Source organism: Deltaproteobacteria bacterium, from assembly GCA_026388415.1.
Classification (GTDB): domain Bacteria; phylum Desulfobacterota; class Syntrophia; order Syntrophales; family JACQWR01; genus JAPLJV01.
The window spans coordinates 28,936-45,561 of sequence record JAPLJV010000040.1; the positions used below are offsets into that span (position 1 = coordinate 28,936).

The 16,626-nt window shown below is 51.9% G+C and carries 14 protein-coding genes; 6 read left to right on the plus strand and 8 right to left on the minus strand.

From position 1 onward, the window contains the following. Positions 1-18: 18 nt before the first annotated feature. The 6 genes from NT140_08195 to NT140_08220 form a co-directional block, all read right to left on the minus strand. Entirely contained in the window at positions 19-1,398 is a 1,380-nt protein-coding gene (locus NT140_08195) for an FAD-binding protein (GenBank protein ID MCX5831851.1), read from the minus strand. A 67-nt stretch (positions 1,399-1,465) separates the two neighbouring features. Further along, the gene (locus tag NT140_08200) at positions 1,466-2,728 is read right to left on the minus strand and encodes a 2-hydroxyacyl-CoA dehydratase family protein (protein MCX5831852.1); all 1,263 of its coding nucleotides are present in this window, start codon (positions 2,726-2,728) and stop codon (positions 1,466-1,468) included. A gap of 26 nt (positions 2,729-2,754) precedes the next feature. Beyond that, on the minus strand, positions 2,755-3,561 hold the full coding sequence (locus NT140_08205) for an acyl-CoA dehydratase activase (GenBank protein MCX5831853.1): 807 nt from the start codon (positions 3,559-3,561) through the stop codon (positions 2,755-2,757). Positions 3,562-3,570: 9 nt separating this feature from the next. Beyond that, a complete protein-coding gene (locus NT140_08210) occupies positions 3,571-4,161 on the minus strand; it encodes an indolepyruvate oxidoreductase subunit beta (GenBank protein ID MCX5831854.1) in 591 nt (196 codons plus the stop codon). A 20-nt stretch (positions 4,162-4,181) separates the two neighbouring features. Further along, positions 4,182-6,044, minus strand: coding sequence for an indolepyruvate ferredoxin oxidoreductase subunit alpha (gene iorA, locus NT140_08215; GenBank protein ID MCX5831855.1), 1,863 nt, complete (start codon positions 6,042-6,044; stop codon positions 4,182-4,184). A gap of 53 nt (positions 6,045-6,097) precedes the next feature. Beyond that, positions 6,098-8,035, minus strand: coding sequence for an enoyl-CoA hydratase/isomerase family protein (locus NT140_08220; GenBank protein MCX5831856.1), 1,938 nt, complete (start codon positions 8,033-8,035; stop codon positions 6,098-6,100). 90 nt (positions 8,036-8,125) lie between these two features. Between NT140_08220 and selB the strand changes: the two genes are divergently transcribed. The 3 genes from selB to NT140_08235 all read left to right on the plus strand — a co-directional run bounded on the left by selB (position 8,126) and on the right by NT140_08235 (position 13,293). Further along, a complete protein-coding gene (gene selB, locus NT140_08225; GenBank protein MCX5831857.1) occupies positions 8,126-10,051 on the plus strand; it encodes a selenocysteine-specific translation elongation factor in 1,926 nt (641 codons plus the stop codon). 83 nt (positions 10,052-10,134) lie between these two features. Beyond that, positions 10,135-11,091, plus strand: a complete 957-nt coding sequence (locus NT140_08230) for an HD domain-containing protein (protein ID MCX5831858.1) — start codon at positions 10,135-10,137, stop codon at positions 11,089-11,091. A gap of 261 nt (positions 11,092-11,352) precedes the next feature. After that, positions 11,353-13,293 (plus strand): hypothetical protein, encoded by a 1,941-nt coding sequence (locus tag NT140_08235; GenBank protein ID MCX5831859.1) that lies wholly within the window; start codon positions 11,353-11,355, stop codon positions 13,291-13,293. A 278-nt stretch (positions 13,294-13,571) separates the two neighbouring features. On the opposite strand, the gene NT140_08240 is transcribed toward NT140_08235, so the two are convergent. Both NT140_08240 and NT140_08245 read right to left on the minus strand, forming a co-directional pair. Then, complete coding sequence (locus NT140_08240) at positions 13,572-13,850, minus strand: type II toxin-antitoxin system RelE/ParE family toxin (protein ID MCX5831860.1); 279 nt, start codon at positions 13,848-13,850, stop codon at positions 13,572-13,574. Between the two features lie 6 nt (positions 13,851-13,856). Continuing rightward, on the minus strand, positions 13,857-14,075 hold the full coding sequence (locus NT140_08245; GenBank protein ID MCX5831861.1) for a hypothetical protein: 219 nt from the start codon (positions 14,073-14,075) through the stop codon (positions 13,857-13,859). Positions 14,076-14,242: 167 nt separating this feature from the next. On the opposite strand from NT140_08245, the gene NT140_08250 reads away from it, so the two are divergent. The 3 genes from NT140_08250 (at position 14,243) to NT140_08260 (ending at position 16,576) form a co-directional block, all read left to right on the plus strand. Continuing rightward, positions 14,243-14,407 (plus strand): ankyrin repeat domain-containing protein, encoded by a 165-nt coding sequence (locus tag NT140_08250; protein ID MCX5831862.1) that lies wholly within the window; start codon positions 14,243-14,245, stop codon positions 14,405-14,407. A gap of 15 nt (positions 14,408-14,422) precedes the next feature. Next, positions 14,423-15,181, plus strand: a complete 759-nt coding sequence (locus NT140_08255; GenBank protein MCX5831863.1) for a transglutaminase family protein — start codon at positions 14,423-14,425, stop codon at positions 15,179-15,181. A 378-nt stretch (positions 15,182-15,559) separates the two neighbouring features. Next, positions 15,560-16,576 carry a TRAP transporter substrate-binding protein gene (locus NT140_08260; protein MCX5831864.1) on the plus strand — a complete coding sequence of 339 codons (1,017 nt, stop codon included), beginning with the start codon at positions 15,560-15,562 and terminating at the stop codon, positions 16,574-16,576. Positions 16,577-16,626: the final 50 nt, after the last annotated feature.

Genomic DNA, 16,626 nt, shown 5'->3' on the forward strand with positions numbered 1-16,626 from the left:
GGAGAACCCCCTTATATGCTAATCCCAGATTTTGCCCGGGTTCATGATATTGTTAGGATCAAAAAGCGCCTTCACATCCTTCATCATTTTTACAACGACGGGGTCTGTGACCCTCATGAAGAATTTCTGTTTTTCGAGACCGATACCGTGTTCACCAGATAACACACCGCCAAATTCAACGGCCGCCTCAATAATGCCTTCCATGGCCTTTACTGCCCGTTCATAGTGATCTTTGTTATTTATATCTGTAAGGACAGCAGGATGGAGATTCCCGTCTCCGGCATGACCGAGCACGACGATCTCCACATCGTACTTCTTCGCCAGCTCTTTGCATCTGTTGATCAAGGCCGGTATCATTCCTCTCGGCACGGTCACGTCTTCAGCGAAGACTGTTTTTGTCTTGCCGAAAACAGCAGCAAACCCGGCGCGTCTGGCGAGCCAGTATTTATTTGCTTCATCCACATCTTTAGCCACCCTTACATCAACGGCGCCGTATTTCTTGGTGATCTCTACAATCTTTTCCGTTTCTTTCTCGACTGCTTCCGCAATGCCATCGCATTCAAACAGGAGCACCGCATCGGCATCCTTCGGGAGCCCCATCGGCATCATTTCTTCAATTCTATTGATAACCCAGTTATCGAGAAGTTCGATCTTGTCTGGTATTACGCCGTTTTCCAGAACCCTGAACACACTTTCTCCGGCCTTGGCCACATCATCAAAGACAACCATGGTGGTCTTCCTCGCCGGAGGAATCGGGTTAAGTTTCAATTCCGCCCTGGTCACGACACCAAGGGTGCCTTCGGAGCTGATAAAAATATGAAGCAGGTCATAACCCACAACGTTTTTCAATGTCCGTCCGCCGAGGCTGACAATTTCACCGGTAGGCAACACGACTTCAATGCCCAGGATATACTGTTTTGTGACGCCATATTTGACACAGGCCGGCCCGCCCGCATTTTCGGCGATGATTCCACCCAAAGTAGCACCCAAAAAACTCTGGGGGTCAGGCGGGAAGAAAAGCCCCTCTTTCATGAGTCTGAGAGTCAGATCCTGAAGGACAACGCCGGGCTCCACGGTGGCGGTGAGGTTCTCTTTGTCAATTTTCAATATCTTGTTCATCTTCGTGGTGCAGAGAACAATGCCGCCATGCCAGGGAACGGAACCACCACTTACGTTTGTGCCCCCACCCCTCGGAGTCACGGGGATCTTCTCCGCGTTGGCAATCTTCATGATCTCGGAAATTTCCTTCGTTTTTGTAGGGAATATGACTACTTCGGGCTCATGTATCCAGCTTGTGGTCCCGTCATAGGAATATGCCTTCAAAGCCTCAGGCGTTGTGAGGACATTCTCCTTACCAACAATTCTTTTAAATTCGCCTATTAATGATTCTTTTATCATCCATGCCCCCCTCTTCTAAAGGTTATTTGGTATTGTTACTTATCTCGGTTATATGTACATACCCTGTTCACGCTCCAATATCAAGTTTCCTTTCCTCCAGTTGTTCGATAAATGCCTCTATGTTGGTCTTGGTCTGCTCATCGGAGACGCACCGGAGATCATTCAAGTCCCCATTGATGGTCAGGCTCGGTATTTTTGTTTCTTTTTCCAGTCTTTGGGGCATGCCATAACGGCAATTGGAGTTGTTCGGGCAGGTTTTCGCATCGTGGTAGATCATGCCGTCAATCTTGAAGAACTTTAACATATCCTTGATATATCGTTCCTTGGCATCTTCGGATCTCACTATAAAGAGCCGGGTGTAGGCCTTGGCCATGCTCGTAAAGGGGTCGGATGCCTCGAAATCTGTGAATATCCAACTATTGCAATATGTTGAAGCAAGGACGTTCGTGTTCAGATTGGAAAAAAGGGCGGCATGGTCGCTCAGCCGGCCCCAGACAGGCATCCCGTCCCAATACAACCGAAAACGTTCATTTTCCAGGGCGCCTTCCTTATTCTTGATTCGCTCATTCAACTCCGCCAGCAGGAGATTATAGTAATCCACCGCCTGCTTTGTTCCTCTCAGCACCACGGCCGGGCCCATGTGGATGGTACAGTCGAAAAAAGTGACCGGCGAGGGCCGCGCGGAGGCAGTGTCCAGGACTTTTTTCCATAGGTCCGAACAGACGCGGGAAAGACCAACCACGTGTTTCAATTCGTCCAGGTCGAATTTTTTCCCTGATATAGCCGCTAAAGGTTCGATCAGGTCTTCCATCTGTTTGACAATGGATGATACATGGGCTTCGCCCACATCCCGCACGCCCCGATGGGAGTTGATGCCCATCAGGGGGACTTTTAACTCCTGCGCATACCACAAAAACCAGTCCTGCACGTCGCGGCACTGATTTGTATTGTAAACCAGCACATCGGGCCGGGGGACTTTTTCGATGCCCTTGTAAGCCTTGGATAGAGGCGTCACCCCGGCGATGTAGGCCCCCACGTCGGCAGTAAGATAGGAGCAGATTTCGGGAGAATAACCGCGGGCGTTGGCCAGAGGGATGACGTCCGTGGACATGCGGGTCGCCCCCAGCATGGCGCCGTGGTTTTCGGGAAAGTAAACCAGGAAGCCCAGGGCTCTGAGAATTTCGGCCGGTCCGACGCTGGTACACCAGGCAATCTTTTTTTCACCCGTTTTGGCGGCATTATCGAGCTCATAGAAATACTCGGCCATTATCCTGTTCATCTCGACAGCGGCACGAATCTTTTTTCGCACCGGTTTCTTCTCTTCATTCATATTGTCGTCTCCATTTGCTTCAATAGTTAATCCGCCATACTGGCGGAAATATCGGTCTGTGCTTCGCTGGCGTAAAGAGCCGCACCGATGGCGCCCGTGAGCTGGGGATGCTCAGGCACCAGGATCTTCCTTTTAAGAATTTCTTCAGTCATGGTTACAATATAGGGGTTGTGAGCGACTACGCCTCCCGTCATGACGATATTGTCCGCCAGCGAGTCCATTTCCAGGACCCGCCTTATGACCGACAGGAAAAGGCCTTTGGTGATATCGGTCACTTTTTTCCCCTGACGTATTTTTTCCAACACTTCCGTGCCCGAGAAGACGGTACAGAAGCTTCCCAACTCCACTATGTGCTGCGATTGCCTGGCCAGGCTGTCCATGTTTTCCAGGGGTATGTCCAGACGGGCGGACATCTCTTCCAGAAAGGCGCCCGTTCCGGCGGCGCATTTGCGGTTCATCTTGAAATTAACCCTGCGCCCTTCGCTATCGAGCCTGATAATTTTGTTGTCCTGTCCTCCGATATCAATAATGGTGATGGCCAGGGGAAAATAGTAAAAGCATCCTTTCCCATGGCAACTGATTTCTGTCTTGGCATTGTTGGCGAAAGGTACATTTTTTCTACCGTACCCAGTGGAAATGGTATGGACGATATCTTCCCTGGACGCCTTGGCCATGGCCAGCGAGGCAGCGAGACATTTCTCCGCCGCCGCGGAAAAATCTGTTCCTGATTTTTCCACGGCATACCCGAGAAGACGACGCGTGGCATCCATGACGGCTACTTTGGTCCGGGATGCCCCTATATCAATACCGACAAAAACTTTTTGAATATTCATCAGGGTGAACTAACTGAGCTTGGCAGAAGCAAAGCCCAGATCGAACGCCTTAATATTTGCTGCGGAGAATTTACCGGTTCTGGCGACAATCGCCGCTTTCACGTCCTCAGTCTTGAGAGGGAGAACGCCGGTTTGCAGGAGCGCGCCGAGCAAGACCATATTCACCGACAGGACGTTGCCCGCTTCTTTAGCGAGGGCCGCGGCGTCGAAGGCGATAAGTCTTTTCGCTTTCTCCCGGATCAGCTTCTGCAGCAAGCCCAAATCGGGGTAAACTCCTTTCCCGATGGCCACCGTGAAGGGGGGGAGCGGCGCCAGATTGGTTATCACTACGGTGCCGGAGTTGCCCTTGTTCATCGTCCGCAGTGTTTCGGAAGGCTCAAAGCCCACAATGACGTCCGCTTCGCCATTCGAAATGATCGTGCTTTCCGCCTCGCCAAAGATAAGGGTTGATTCTACAACCCCTCCCCGCTGCGCCATGCCATGGATCTCGCTCAAACGGACCGCAACTCCGGCCAACAGCGCCGCTTCACCCAAAATGCGCGAAGCCAGCAGGTTTCCCTGACCGCCTACGGCCACAATGACTAATCTTGTTGTTTTCATTTAATTTTATACCTCCGACATTACTTGTCTTTTATTGGCAAAATCGCATTTTCCGGGCAAATCTGCGCGCATATCGTGCACCCGACACACTGGATCGGGTCTATCTGGACCCGGTTATTCTTTATGAAGAACGCCGGACAGGCAAGTTCATTGACGCAGGTTCGGTGATTCTTGCATTTGTCACTGATGTAAAAAGGCTTTCCCTGCGCTTTTTTCAGACTCTTGGCATAGAGGGTGCACATCTCCTTGGCAATGATCACGGAAACACCTTTAAAACTCAGGGCTTCCTTGATAGCTTCCATACTCTTTTTGATTTTATAAGGCTTGATCACCGTGATGTGTGGAACTCCCAGGGCCTTCACTACGTCTTCAATGACCACGCGCCCGTAACCGGTCAGATTGAACTCACTCATGTCAACCCCCGGATTCGGCTGGTGGCCCGTCATGGCCGTGATGCCGTTATCAAGGATAACTAAGGTAAAGTTGTGGTTATTGAAGACTCCATTGATCAGGCCCGGTATGCCCGAGTGAAAGAACGTTGAATCCCCGATGAAGGCGATGACCTTTTTATCACCGTTTACCTTGGAAAAACCGCCGGCTGTGCCTACGGATGAGCCCATGCAGATGACGAAATCGCCCATGCTGAGAGGGGCCAGGAACCCGAGGGTGTAGCAGCCGATGTCGTTGGGGCAGATGGTATCCATCCCCAGCTCGGCGGCCGCTTTTTTAACGGCGTAAAATGTGGCCCGGTGAGAGCATCCCGCGCAAAGGGTGGGTGGACGCTGGGGAAGTTCCGGAACGTTGGAGAGGTCAAGCGGTTTGGGCGCCTTGTAGGCAACCTCGAAATACCGGGCGACGCACTGCCTGACCAGAGCGGGATCATACTCATAAAGACGGGAGAAAAGATCATCGTCCTTGCCCTTGATCGTCAGAGTAAGCTTCTCTTCCTGGGCAAAGGCCTTGACGGATTCCTCCATGTAGGGTTCGCCTTCTTCCACGATTAAAATCTTTTTGCAATCCCGCAAAAATTTCTTGATTAAATTTCCCGGCAGGGGATGGGAAAAACCAATGCGCAGCACCCGGACCTTACTTGCCAGTTTCAAGTCCTTGAGGGCGTCGGTTACGTAAGCATAACTCACCCCGTTGCAGATGATGCCGTAATCACCCCGGCCGACCACAAAATTATAGCTCGACTTGTCGGCCAGAGCGGTGGCGGCAGCGATGTTCTTCAGCAGCTTGACATGCAGCTTTCTCGACACAGCCGGCACGGTAACGTAGTTTAACGGGTCTTTGGTATAAGTACCCTTGACCTTTGGTTTTTTAATTTTGCCTAACTCAACGATGCCCGTAGAGTGGTTGAGCCGGGTGGTCGTTCTGAAAATCACCGGCTCCTGCAGTTTTTCCGAAAGATCGAAGGCATAGGAGAGCATTTCCTTTGCTTCCCCCACCGACGAGGGCTCCAGAATCGGCAACCCGGAGAGTTTGCCGTAGTAGCGGTTGTCCTGTTCGTTCTGACTGGAAAACATGGCGGGATCATCGGCAGTGACGATGACCATTCCGCCCTTGACGCCTACATATGCCAAGGTCATCAGGGCATCGGCGGCCACATTGAGCCCCACATGTTTCATGATGCACATGCTGCGCACGCCTGAATTCGCCGCCGCCGCCGCTACTTCCAGCGCCACCATTTCATTGGTGCTGTATTCGAAGTAGAGGGCGCTTTCCTGGGCTACCTGGAACAGGTTGAGTGAGATTTCCGAGGAGGGCGTTCCCGGGTAAGTGGCCGCAAACGCAAGTCCCGCCTCGATCGCTCCCCTGGCAATAGCTTCGTTTCCCAAGAGGAGTATTTTTTCGCCTGAATTATTCGTTAAAAGTTTATGCATGATTCCATCCTTGTTAGCATTGTCCCGTTAAGCAGCAAATGATCCCCAATTTCCTAAATACCTTTATACTCTGGTTTTTTTCTTCCCAGTGAGGAAAGTCCTTCCAGTGCGTCGCTGGTAGAAAATATTTTTTGCAGACTGCCCAGCTCAATTTCCACCGCCTCCGGAATAGACTTTCCGTTCTGTTGACTAATGATTTCGTCGGCGAACTTCAGTGCCAAGGGAGCTTTGTAACTCATAGCTTTAAGAGTCTTAGCGGCGAGTTCACCATCGCCTCCGGCGGGCTGCTTCCGGGCGAGCAGTTGGGCAACATTGCCCGGGCTGCAAAGCTGGGCCCTTGCCTGAAACCGCACGGGCACATCGCGCTTGCGGTATTTGTCCGGCTTGCCTTTCGTCAGCAGATTTTCGATCGCCTGATCTATTTCGCCCGGCTCTACCAATGCCGTGACGATGCCCAGCTCGGAGGCGTCTTGGGCGCTGATGGTGGCGCCGGTAAAGGTGAAATATCTGGCCAGCTCCGGGCCGATCTGACGCGTGAGGCGTAGCATCCCGCCCAGACCGGGATAGATGCCGATGCCTGTTTCGGGCAAAGCCATGGTGGTGGCTGACGTGGAAATTATGGCTTGGCACGACAGAGCGAATTCCGTGCCCCCGCCCAGAGAAAGCCCATCCATCAGGGCGATGGTCAATTTCTTTGAATTTTCGACTCTCAGCAACAGCTCGTGCCCTTTTCTCGTGAAGGCAATTATATCGGCAATCCTGCCGGCCTTGATCTTTTCCACAAAGTAACGGATGTCCGCCCCGGCAATGAAAGTTTTGCCGGCGCCCCGAAACACGATGGCCTTTATTGCCGGGTTGTTTTCCGCCTTGGCAAACCGGTCTGCCAGTTGGGCAAAAATAGCTTCGTTAAACGCGTTCATCGCCTCCGGTCTGTTGATGGTGATATAGGCAACCGGGCCTTTTTCCTCCAGATCAACATAACTGAAAACAAAGGGCTTACCGGTACTTTTCTGCTTTGCCAGCAGGTCAGGCATTTTAAAATCCGGGTACTTTTTCGTTATGGCGGAGACTAAGTCGTAAGCGCGTTCAACACCAATCTGATTCATTAGTTCAAAGGGGCCCAGCGACCAGCGCAGCCCGATCTTGGCGCCCCGGTCCGTGTCTTCCATGGTGGCCACGCCTTCGCCAACCAGCGCCGCGGCTACCCCGAAGCAGACGCCATATAATCTGTCGCTCACCGCTTGTATTTTGGATTCATCAACGGCGCCGGATAAATCCCAGAGTGCATTCTTATCCATCTGGGCTTTCAGGGCGGCCGCCGTAGCATAAAAGGGGCCCAGCTCGTTGCCGAGGGTAGTGGAAGAATGGACCGCTATCGGGATGCCCGTGACATTCATGAGCTCGAACGCCCCCATGCCGATATTGAAGGCCCGTTTAGCAGCTTCATCTATCGTGGCGATATTGGCCACGCCTTCCCCGAGCAGACGCGCCGCTTCGTTCAGGAAGGGGACAAAAAAACGGTTGACGGCAAATCCCGGCGCATCTTTCACGAGGATAGCCGTTTTTCCATGCAGTTTTGCCGCCAGGAGAGACCTCTCAATGGTTTCCCGGCTCGTTGTTGCGTGGGGGATAACTTCCAGCAGGCGGTTTTTGGCCGGATGATAGAAATAATGAAAGCCGATAAACCGATCGGGACGTGATGTCTTACAGGCAAAGTCCTTCACGAAAAAGCTGGATGTATTCGTGGCCAGGATTGTTTGCGCCGAACAAATCTTATCCAGCTTGGCGAACAGCTCCGACTTTACTTTCTTGTCTTCGAAAACAGCCTCGATTACCAGGTCGGCATCAGCGACCGCATTAAGGTCTGTTGTGCCGGTGATGCGGGATTGTATTTCCTTAACCTGGGCGGGGGTAAAAAGCTTACGCTCTATGCCATCGGCAAGAATCTTCGCGATGATGGACAGACCTCGCTGGACAGAACAAAATTTCAATTGTCAAGAAAAAATCTGGAATAGAATGGAAAAAATTATGTTTACAATCACCCTTCCATTCGTGGTACAAGCAACGCGGAAAGGGCCAACATGAAACATATTATTCTGGGCACGGCCGGGCATGTAGATCACGGCAAGACATCGCTCGTCAAGGCTCTCACCGGCATAGATACGGACCGACTCAAGGAAGAGAAGGAACGCGGCATTACCATTGAGTTGGGATTTGCCTCCCTCACCCTTCCCGATGGCCGATTGCTCGGGCTCGTGGATGTGCCGGGTCATGAGCGCTTCATAAAACACATGGTGGCCGGCGCCGGCGGCATTGATATGGTGGTCCTGGTGATTGCCGCCGACGAAGGGGTGATGCCGCAGACGAAAGAGCATCTGCATATCTGTTCCCTGCTGGGTATTAAAAAGGGCCTGGTCGCCCTCACGAAGACAGATATTGTTGAGCCATCCTGGCTGGAGCTCGTCACCGATGACGTCCGGGAATATCTGCAAGGCACATTCCTAGCCTCTGCCCCGCTGGTTCCGGTTTCCGCAGCCAACGGCGAAGGGTTGCCGGAACTTCTGCAGGCAATCTCGAACGTTACTGATCAAATAGAGGATGATTACGACAATGGCATCTTCCGGCTCCCGATTGACCGGGTCTTTACCATGAAAGGTTTTGGCACGGTTGTGACGGGCACGTTATTGTCGGGGAGTCTCCGCGTGGGAGAGGAAGTGGCCATCCTGCCCGGCCAGATCATGGCGAAAGTGCGGGGCTTGCAGGTGCATAACCGGCAGGTGGAGGAAGCCGAAGCGGGGCAGAGGACCGCCGTGAATTTGCAGGGGATAGAAAAGGCGGCGATTCTAAGAGGCGATGTGCTGGCCCATCCCGCTACCCTGAGCCCGTCGCGTCGCCTGGATGTCAGCCTCGAATATCTGCCTGCCGCCGGCAAAAAATTAAAGAACCGGGCGCTGGTCAGATTGCACGTGGGCGCCAGTGAGCTTATTACCCGCGTGGTATTGATGGACCAGGACGAACTGGAGCCGGGGGAAAATGCCTTTGCCCAGTTAGTGCTCGAATCACCGGCCGTGGTCATGACGCGGGACCGCTTTGTTATCAGGAGCTATTCTCCCATGACGACGATTGGTGGGGGCATGATTCTTGATTCCCAGGCCGTGAAGCATAAACGACATCTGGAGCAGACAGGGGACGATTTTCGCGTCCTCCGTGATGGCACAGATCAGGAACGAACGGCCGTGATGCTGGCCAGGGCGGGTCTGACAGGGATTACCATGCGGCAACTCGCCGTACGAACCGGGCTCCACCAGACAATGATGAAAAACATTCTGGCCGAAATGTTTGCCAAAAAACAGGCCGTCCTGATTGATAAAGAAGAAACACGGGCTCTGGCCTTCGGCCTTTATAAAGGCCTTCAAGCGCGGATCATGTCGCAGACGAAGTTGTATCATGAGAAATTTCCTTTGAAAGAGGGGCTGCAAAAAGAGGAATTGAAGAACTCCCTGGGACGCCCGGTCAGCGCCAAGCTTTTCCATTTGGTTATGCAGGACATGGAAAAAGGCGGTGGGCTGGTAGTCGAAAGGGAGCATGTCCGACTTGCCGGGCATGCCGTTGACTTGTCCGGCGAACAGGAGGACCTGCGCGGGGCCTTGGCCCGCGTTTACCTGGATGCGGCGCTGACACCGCCCTCCGTCAAGGAAGTAATGGCAAAATTTGCCGACCGGAAGGCGCAAATTGATAACGTCTTGGGAGTGATGCTCAAGGAAGGACTGCTTGTAAAAATCAGCGCGGATTTATTTTTTCACAGCGCGGTCATTCAAAAACTGAGGAATGATTACAAGGGCTTGCTGATCCGGGAGGAGAAGGCCAACCCGGCGAGCTTCAAGGAACTTACCGGCCTGTCCCGAAAATTTATTATTCCTCTCATGGAATATTTCGACATGACCAAGCTGACCATCCGGGCGGGCGAGTATCGCCTCCTGAGAGACAAAGCAGAGAACAATCAGTAACCTTAACGACCTCGTCAAAAGTCGTCATACCGGCGAAAGCCGGTATCCAGTGTTTTTGTAACGTGTTGGGAAAGGAAAATACCGTGGAGAAAAAAAATATATATATTCGTGACATCAAGTCGGGAGACAAGGTCGGAGATTATTTCCTGGTGGCGGAAAAAAACCTGGCCTTTTCCCAGAAGGGTGCGCCTTATCTCAATGTGCGCCTCAAAGACAAAACGGGGGAGCTCGACGGCAAGATATGGGATAATGCCCGGGAATGGGACAAGGCCTTCAAAAAGGGCGACATTGTCCGTATTGAAGCGCGCTCGGCAAATTATAAGAACGTAATCCAGCTCTCCATCATGGAGCTGAAAAAAGCGGCCGATGAGGACATCACCCTGAGCGACTATCTCCCCGCCGCCAGAAGGGATGGGGGGGAGATGCTGGCCGAACTGATGATCATTGTGGAAAGCGTGGACAACCCGCACCTGAAAGCCTTATTGAACGCCTTTTTCCGGGATGAGGAGATAGCTGATCTTTTTAAAAGGGCGCCGGCGGCGAAAGGCTTTCATCACATCTATCTCGGCGGTCTCCTGGAGCATACCCTTTCGGTGGCTCGCCTCCTCGACCTGGCCTGCGCCCAGTATGAAGGCATTGACCGGGACTTGCTGCTGACAGGCGGCATCCTGCATGATATCGGCAAAATTTATGAATTATCCTATGGCCGGACCGTTGATTATACCGATGAGGGCCGCCTGGTTGGACATATTGTCATGGGAGCTGAGATGGTGGATAAGCGGATCGCCGCGCTGGAAGATTTCCCCGCTCACCTGGCGCTGAAGTTAAGGCATGTAATGCTTAGCCATCACGGAGATTTGGAGTATGGTTCGCCGAAGCGCCCCAAGACCGTGGAGGCCCTGATCGTCCATTTTATGGACGACCTTGATGCCAAGGTAAACGCCTTTCAGGAATTCATTGCGGCGGCCCCCGATGATGAATCCGGCTGGACCCCTTATCATCGCTTGCTGGAGCGGTTTATTTACAGAAACAAGGCATGAGGTCCTCGTCAAAAGTCGTCGCACCGGTGCAAACCGGTGTCCAGTGCTTGTGTAACGCTTCGCAAATCCACCCTGCATTACTTTCCCGCTCCTGGTGAGCATAGCCGTTCCGCTCATGGTGAGCCTGTCGAACCAACCACCCCCCCCAAAAAAAAACTTCAAAACTAGTACCAAGGTACTATAGACTATATAAAAACAAAGTTTAAACTGGACTCAAAATAACAATAAACAATTCTTTAACCTTAAAAGGAGGATTTAATCATGGCCAGCAGCGAAAGCACAACGGGAACAGCAGCAGGAAGTCAGACGGTAGGCAAGGTATTTATTCAATATGGAACGGCAAAAGCCGTGGCGGCGGATGGGACGGAAAGAGCCCTCGCACCCAACAGCCCGATTTTTGCCCATGACCAGATTATCACCGACAGTGACGGCAGCGTTTCCATCATGATAGACGGCCATGATGGCGCCCCGGCGACCCAGTTGGATCTCGGCCGAATGAGCCATGTGACTATTGACGAAGATGTTTATGCCGGAGCAGCGCCGGGAGTAACCGCGGATGCCACCGCCGAGGCCGATAAGATTCAGCAGGCCCTCTTAGCGGGCGATCAGCCGATTGACCTGGATGCCACTGCCGCCGGCGGTGACGGCGGGGCAGGCGGAGGAGTCACTTCGCCCTTCAGTTTATCTCTGACAGGCGCTGAGGGCCAAGTTGGTTCTGGCGCGGGCACCACAGGAACAGAATTTGGAACATCAGGCACCATCCAGGGAGCATTCGCTGCACCAACCGACGCACCTGTTGTTCCGCCCGACGCACCTGTTGTTCCGCCTTACGTACATGTTGTTCCGCCCGACGCACCTGTTGTTCCGCCCTACGTACCACCCGTTAACCATGCTCCGACTATTACCGACGGTATAAACCATGTTTCGGATATTACCGGCGGTACCTCTGTATACGAGGCTGCCCTAGCGAATGGATCGCACGTTGTTAATACAACGACGGATGTCACCGGGCACTTTACTCTTTCTGATGCCGATGGTCTGGGCGATATCAAGACTGTCACCATCAATGGCGAAACAATCAACATTGCCAATTTGGTGGGGCACACCTTTGCAGGAGAGCATGCGCATGGGACATTGACGATTGATGGATACGATACCGCAACCGGAATCGTCGGCTACCATTATGACTTGACGAGTGCCGCAGTACCAGGAACCCACGATGCACCTGAGAACGACGTATTCACAATGACCACCTCGGACGGTACAGCCAGTTCTGACCCGGCGCATATTACCATCAATATCATGGATGACGTGCCGGCGGCGTATGACACTTCCGGCGAGGCACATTATATCACAATTCCGCACGCACCTGCAGACATACTGACTGGTTGGAATGTTGATGATGTTCACGGTGTTGGTCATGCGACTCTAAATGTGCTCGACGCCGATCCTCATAGTTGGGGGATAACGAACCATGTATCGATTTCAGATCATATAATAACGATCACGGATCCGGGCTCGGGTAATCCAGAAGTAAGGGCTGTTTCTTCACCCGAATTCGTTGTGGCTGACGGCCACACGGCCAACATCCACTTCGATGTCAACATCGTAGATAGTACGTCAGGAGACCACTTCAGCTGGACGCTCTACCATGAGGGTAGCAATGGTGATTGGAGTGCGGTCAACGGCGCAGGCGGCACACTGACAGAGAGTGATTCCGTAAATTACCCATTAAACAATCCAGCAGGGGCCGATGGCACCTATCGCCTGGTCTTCGATGCAAACGATGTGACGGGTGGATCCGATAAGTTTACGGTACAGATAGACGATATTCATGTGACCACGCCACAGCCAGATACCTATCAAGTCGTAGGAGATGTCCACGGCACCCTCCAAGGTGAATTTGGCGCCGACGGTGGCCATGTTGATTCGATTGCGGCATTGAGCCATGTCGATGGGAAAGTAATCGATGGACACTCCGATACCACCCCCGCAGACGGTTTGAAGGTGACAGGTGAATACGGCGGCGTGCTTGATGTTAATCCCAGCACCGGTGCTTACACTTACACTGCGCATGACCCCAGCAATGCAGCAGGCCCAGGGCATGAGACATTTAGCTTCACGCTAATAGATGGTGACGGAGACACGTCAATCGCGCAGCTCGACATGCTTATCCATCACGATCCTCCTACTGTTGGTTAAGTTTATATCAGTTGTATAAACCAGCGCTGTCCGTCTTCTCTCAGGCGGGCAGCGCTTTTTTTGGGTAATTTTGGGTGGTAATTTGGGGACGGTAATTTGGGGACACCATACTAAATTATTGACAAGCCTTATGACCCCTTTGTCCGCCTCTGGGCTTTTGAATAGGCATCGAGTTTTTTTCTCATCCCCACGGCAACGACTATGACTTCAATCATTTCGGGAGTCCCGCGGACAGTAAACTTAATTCTCGGTATCTTTCTTTCTCGGTCCCGGTTTTGTCAGCTTTTCAGATACTGCTTCAAATCCCGATAGTAGTTTTCGTGGGGACCAATCATAACCAACTCCAGGTCTTGGCCGACCTTTCGATAGGCAAGAAGATATTGCATGGTATTTATCTTGAACTTATGGACGAATACTCCCGCAAGGTCTCCCTTCTTCTCTTCTCCAAGCGAAGGGTTCTGAGAGATTTTTAGCACCTCCTGATCCAGGAATTCTTTTTCCTGTTTCAGCATCTTCTTTACCTTCTGGGCGAAAGAGTTTGACTGGTATGTTGTCATAGCCGCCTATCCAAATCTGTATTCCGTTTTTTCGCCTTGCTCCAATTCCCCAAGCCCGATCAGAATTTCCTTGATGAGTAAATAGGTCAGGTCCGGATTCTCTTCGACGCATTTACCCATTCGAGCCCAATGATCAATCTGGCCTGCTACGGACCGGTGGTCAATTCGACTAAATTTTCTGGCCTCAGTGACAAGTCCTTCAGATACCCTTACGGCTGTTGCCATCGCATATTCCTCCCAAAATTATTGTTGCATTCTGTAAACACTATACATCTATTGATTGCGTAATGCAACTCGTAAAAAATGGGAGACACTTCCAATACTGTTCGGTATGGATATACGGACATCGTCCAGTTGCCTCATTGAAAAATGTTACCGAAGGGTGAGATATTTTGGATAACGTAAAAGTTTTGGTTGACCATGGAGCGGATGTCCGTTATCTTTACGGCAATAAGCAAAGCGCCCTGTTTTATGCAGCAGCTCGCAGGCGCTTTGAGATCGCACGGATTTTGATGGCGAAGGGAAGCGATTCTTGCCTTCTAGCCAACAATGGATAACAAATAGAGATAGGCGTGGACAAACGAATAATTGGAATCACGATGGCAGAAACACCCGAGACTGAATTTCAAGGCCAGCAAACCGAAACCGATTCCAGCCTCGCCATTTATCTGGCCGCTACCCCCACCGTCGAAACCAACCACCCTGATATAGTATCATTCGCCGCGAAATACGCCTCCGGGGCGAGCGATCACGTCGAAGCCGCAGTCCGCCTCTACTACGCGATACGCGATGGCATCCGATACGACCCCTACACTTTCTTTGTATCGGTACAGAGCTTCGAGGCGAGCCAAACCCTTAGAGCCGGACGTGCCTGGTGCGTTCCGAAGGCGATTCTGCTCGCGGCCTGCTGCCGCGCACTGGGTATCCCGGCGAGGCTCGGCTTTGCCGATGTCCGTAACCACCTTTCCACGGAGCGCATGCGACAGATGATGCGGACAGATATCTTCTACTGGCATGGATACACCTCGCTCTACCTTGAGGGGCGGTGGGTCAGGGCCACGCCGGCGTTCAATATCCAGCTCTGCCGGAAGTTCAACCTTCTTCCCCTGGAGTTCGACGGACGATCGGACTCGCTCTTCCATTCCTTTGATGCGGCGGGCAATCGGCACATGGAGTACATCCATTACCGGGGAGAGTTTGCCGATACACCGATCGAAAGTATGTTCACCACGTTCCGGGAACTCTACCCCGGCTTATGGCGTGCAGAAGGACAGGATATCGGCGCTTGGGCCGACTTCGAGCAGGATGTGGAAGCCGAGACGAAAGGATGAGCATACGGGAATTTGATAAGACTGTCAGGCCAGGAAAAGGTCCCTGGTGGAAATATTGAGTCCACTGGTGAGATTGACGCCCAGGCGCCTCAATCCCGCTTCGATAATATTGCCGGATGACTTCCTGCTTGGCCGCTTCTCTGGCCGGAACCGGTCACAATCATAAGAGGTTTATCGGTTTCAATGTGGTCATTGGCGCCGTATCCCTCATAGAGCCGTACATGCTTCTTCCTGAAAACAGTAAAACGTCATCCTTGAAGAAGGTGCTTGATTATTTCTTGACATCGGCGCGCCGTTGAGCTAAAAATAGCCACATAATAGCTTCCATGTCGTAAATTGTTCATGGATAAACTTTAACCTTTAACAAAGGAGAAAAAAATGAAACACTTTAAGATGGTGCCTTTCACTCTCGTTGCAGTAATGGTAGGCATTTTATTTTCCACAACGGCCTTTGCAGTAACAAAGCTCAATTACTCAATATTCTTCCCTGCACCTCACAAAAATAGCGTATTGGCTACGGAATGGGGTAAAGAGATCGAGAAAAGGACCAAGGGAGAGGTTGTGGTCACGATGTTTTACGGTGGTACGCTGACCCCGGCCGACAAGTGCTACGATGGCGTGGTTAAAGGTATTTCGGACATCGGTAGCTCGGTATTTTCTTATACGATGGGCAAGTTTCCTCTGACGGAGGTCCTCGACCTGCCCATGGGATCCAAGACCGCCGCTACGGCCACCCGCATGGTTAATGATTATTACAACAAATTCAAGCCTAAAGAGTTGGAAGAAGTGCAGATAATGTACCTGCACGCCCATGGCCCCGGAATCATCCATAACAAATCCAAAGCTATCGCCACACTTGAGGACCTCAAGGGCATGAAGATCCGGGCCACCGGCACCACCGGCAAGCTTGTAAGTCACCTCGGCGCCACAGCCGTGGGTATGCCCATGGGTGAAACTTACGATGCCATCAGCAGAGGCGTGGCCGAAGGTGTGGCGTGCCCTGTGGAGACGCTGCAGGGATGGAAAATCGGTGAAGTCGTAAAATATACGACTCAGAACTTCGGTACGGCCTATAACATCTCATTCTTTGTGGCGATGAATAAAAGCAAATGGAATGCGCTGACTCCCGAGATCCGGAAAATCATCGAAAAGATCAATGAGGAGTGGATTGTCAAGACCGGACAGGCCTGGGATGATATAGACAAGTCCGGCTATGATTTTTACCAGAAGCAGGGCGGCAAAATTACCACGCTTTCCAAAACGGAAGAAGCCAGATGGATCAAGGCGGTACAGCCCATGTTTGAAGAATATGTAAAAGAAAAGACGGCCAAGGGTCTGCCGGCAAAGGAGGCTTTGAAATTCTGCCAGGATCGCCTGCTGCAACTGCAGAAATAGGATGGAGAATTGAGGGGTAATATAAGAAACATATAATTTAGGAGCGCCTC

Bases quoted from the DNA above. Each gene is read 5' to 3' on its own strand.
- NT140_08195 (MCX5831851.1), bottom strand. From the start codon at position 1,398: ATGATAAAAGAATCATTAATAGGCGAATTTAAAAGAATTGTTGGTAAG.
- NT140_08200 (MCX5831852.1), bottom strand. From the start codon at position 2,728: ATGAATGAAGAGAAGAAACCGGTGCGAAAAAAGATTCGTGCCGCTGTC.
- NT140_08205 (MCX5831853.1), bottom strand. From the start codon at position 3,561: ATGAATATTCAAAAAGTTTTTGTCGGTATTGATATAGGGGCATCCCGG.
- NT140_08210 (MCX5831854.1), bottom strand. From the start codon at position 4,161: ATGAAAACAACAAGATTAGTCATTGTGGCCGTAGGCGGTCAGGGAAAC.
- iorA (MCX5831855.1), bottom strand. From the start codon at position 6,044: ATGCATAAACTTTTAACGAATAATTCAGGCGAAAAAATACTCCTCTTG.
- selB (MCX5831857.1), top strand. From the start codon at position 8,126: ATGAAACATATTATTCTGGGCACGGCCGGGCATGTAGATCACGGCAAG.
- NT140_08235 (MCX5831859.1), top strand. From the start codon at position 11,353: ATGGCCAGCAGCGAAAGCACAACGGGAACAGCAGCAGGAAGTCAGACG.
- NT140_08240 (MCX5831860.1), bottom strand. From the start codon at position 13,850: ATGACAACATACCAGTCAAACTCTTTCGCCCAGAAGGTAAAGAAGATG.
- NT140_08245 (MCX5831861.1), bottom strand. From the start codon at position 14,075: ATGGCAACAGCCGTAAGGGTATCTGAAGGACTTGTCACTGAGGCCAGA.
- NT140_08260 (MCX5831864.1), top strand. From the start codon at position 15,560: ATGAAACACTTTAAGATGGTGCCTTTCACTCTCGTTGCAGTAATGGTA.